Below are 2,208 nucleotides of genomic sequence, written 5' to 3' on the forward strand. Positions count from 1 at the left end.
GGCGGAAGCGGAGGGTCTCAGAATTTCGCTGAACAATTTTCAACAGGAGCAAAGCTATCTCGACAAGACCGCCAAGGATGCCGAGGCTGAGGTCGAGGTTCTGCTCAAGCGCGAGCAGACGGAAGCGGCAGCGGTGAAACAGGATGAGGGCGATCTGGCGCGGGTCACCAAATCGTTCGAATCGGGCAACCTGACCAACAGCAGGCTCGCCGACGTCAGACGTGCGGTGCTGATGTCGTCGAGCCGGGCGCTCGAGACCTCGGTCGAACTCATGAGAACGCGGCGCCAGCAGGAAGACTTCGTCAGGCAGCAGGAACGCAATGAAAATCAACGAAGGATCGGCCTTCTGAACGAGTTGAGGGACACCGACCTTCGCCTCGCCGAGACCACTGCAAGGCTCCACGCAGCCAGCCAGAAGCTTCAGCCATCAGGGGCGTCCGCTCTTCCACTGCCGGTCGCCGGCGAAACCTTCCAGGCGCGGATCACAATAACCGGTGGAGCCGGCGACGCGTCGAGAAGTCGACCGGTCGACCAGGACACTGAGGTCGCGCCTGGAGACACCATCGAGGTGAGGTTCAGCAGCGACCTGCAGAGCGCGGCGATCCAGTAGTTACGCGACGTGAACCGACCCGGGAACGACGGTGGCTGATGCCTCGCCTCACGGCATGAAGACCCGGGCGACCTGAGAAATCGGGCATGGGCAAATCAAGAAAGCGGGGTTGTCGTGATTGGTGAAATAGATGTCGCCAGCGCCTACATCACCGGCCGCATCGGCTTCATGGGGCTGAAGTTGGTTGTCGCGCCCGGCGTGCTCGTCCCTCGCCCGGAGACGGAATTGCTCGGCAGCACCGCCCTCAATGTGCTTCGTGAACTTAATCGGCCGGTCCCGCGTGTCGTGGACATGTGCTGCGGAGCGGGCAATCTCGCCTGCGCCATTGGATACAAGGTCCCCACCGCGCGCGTCTGGGCGAGCGATCTCACTGACAGCTGTGTCGAAACCACCTGCCGGAATGTCGCCCATCTTGGCCTGGCCGGACGCATTTCGGTGCTGCAGGGCGACCTGTTCAATTCCTTCTCGGGTCTAGAGCTCGAAGGCACGATCGATCTGGTCGTTTGCAACCCGCCTTACATCTCCGAGAAGCGGCTCGAAAACGACCGCGCGCATCTGATGGAACTTGAACCACGTGAGGCGTTCGCTGCTGGGCCTTACGGCCTGAGCATTCATATGCGGGTGATCAAGGAGGCGCGGCGCTATCTGCGGCAAGGTGGTATGCTGCTTTTCGAGGTTGGGCTTGGCCAGGACCGGCAAGTCATGAATTTGGTTGAGCGTTCCAAAGCCTACGAGAGCATTCGCACGGTTGCGAACAAAGCTGGTGAAGCCAGGGTGGTTTGTGCACGGGCCAAAGCGCCAGTATGAGCCGCGCCATGGGTTGCGCGCTCGGTTGGGAAGACGCCCTTAAACCGTAGCCCGGCGATCAGTTTTCCTTGCTGAGGACGTAACGTGCAATTCCCTGGATGGAATCGAAATTCTCAGGCAGAAGTTCATTGTCCTCGACAGTGATGCCGAATGTCTCCTCGACGAAGCCGATAACTTCAAGCACTCCAGTCGAGTCTATGATGCCCTGGTCGAGCAACGACGTTTCAACCTCCAGCGCACGCGGGTCGGCCACGTAGAAGTTTGACGCCAGAAAGGCGCGTATCTGATCGCTGTAGGTGTCAATTCTGTTGTTCGTGCTCAGCATTGAATTGGCCTCCGATCCAAATGATTTCCAGGTGTCGCTTTATGAAAGCGCTATTTTCTTGAGCTTGCCCGTGTCCGTCATCGGTAGACTGGACACAATCTGGATGGACTTCGGAATCATGAAGTTTTCCAGCCGCTTCTGACATTCCATCCGCAGCTGCTTTTCGCCCATGATCGTTCCTTGCTCCATGACGACAAACGCTTTCACTGCCTGCCCCAAGAGGTCGTCGGGAACTCCAACGACCGCGGCTTCCCGTACTCCTGGGATTTCCATCAGCACGTTTTCGACTTCCCTGGGCGCCACCTTTTCTCCCCGCGATTTTATGATCTCATCGCTGCGGCCGACAAAATAGAGGTAGCCTTCCTCGTCCATTCGGCAGTAGTCGCCGGTGTACAGAACCTGCTCGCCGGGCAAAGGGCCAGGCTTGAGCTTCCTCGCGGTAGCCTCCGGCTTACCCCAGTAGCCC

At 59.0% G+C, this 2,208-nt stretch carries 3 protein-coding genes and 1 pseudogene; 2 read left to right on the forward strand and 2 right to left on the reverse strand.

The window, feature by feature from the left end; all coding sequences use genetic code 11:
* Positions 1-610 (forward strand): annotated as a pseudogene (locus EN750_RS30770) (sugar ABC transporter substrate-binding protein); the annotation flags it as partial.
* Between the two features lie 114 nt (positions 611-724).
* On the forward strand, positions 725-1,417 hold the full coding sequence (locus tag EN750_RS30775; RefSeq protein ID WP_164873900.1) for a class I SAM-dependent methyltransferase: 693 nt from the start codon (positions 725-727) through the stop codon (positions 1,415-1,417).
* A 58-nt stretch (positions 1,418-1,475) separates the two neighbouring features.
* Here EN750_RS30775 and EN750_RS30780 read toward each other — a convergent pair whose 3' ends face one another.
* Together EN750_RS30780 and EN750_RS30785 are read right to left on the reverse strand one after the other, a co-directional pair.
* Positions 1,476-1,742 carry an acyl carrier protein gene (locus tag EN750_RS30780; RefSeq protein ID WP_127398978.1) on the reverse strand — a complete coding sequence of 89 codons (267 nt, stop codon included), beginning with the start codon at positions 1,740-1,742 and terminating at the stop codon, positions 1,476-1,478.
* A gap of 39 nt (positions 1,743-1,781) precedes the next feature.
* Positions 1,782-2,208 (reverse strand): class I adenylate-forming enzyme family protein (locus tag EN750_RS30785; protein WP_145968069.1); only part of this gene is annotated, 427 nt, incomplete at its 5' end.

Origin of the sequence: Mesorhizobium sp. M7A.F.Ca.ET.027.03.2.1, from assembly GCF_003999175.1 — a bacterium.
Classification (GTDB): Bacteria; Pseudomonadota; Alphaproteobacteria; order Rhizobiales; family Rhizobiaceae; genus Mesorhizobium.

What these genes read in the sequence shown, in the direction of transcription:
- EN750_RS30780 (WP_127398978.1), bottom strand. Translation starts at nt 1,742, where the DNA reads ATGCTGAGCACGAACAACAGAATTGACACCTACAGCGATCAGATACGC.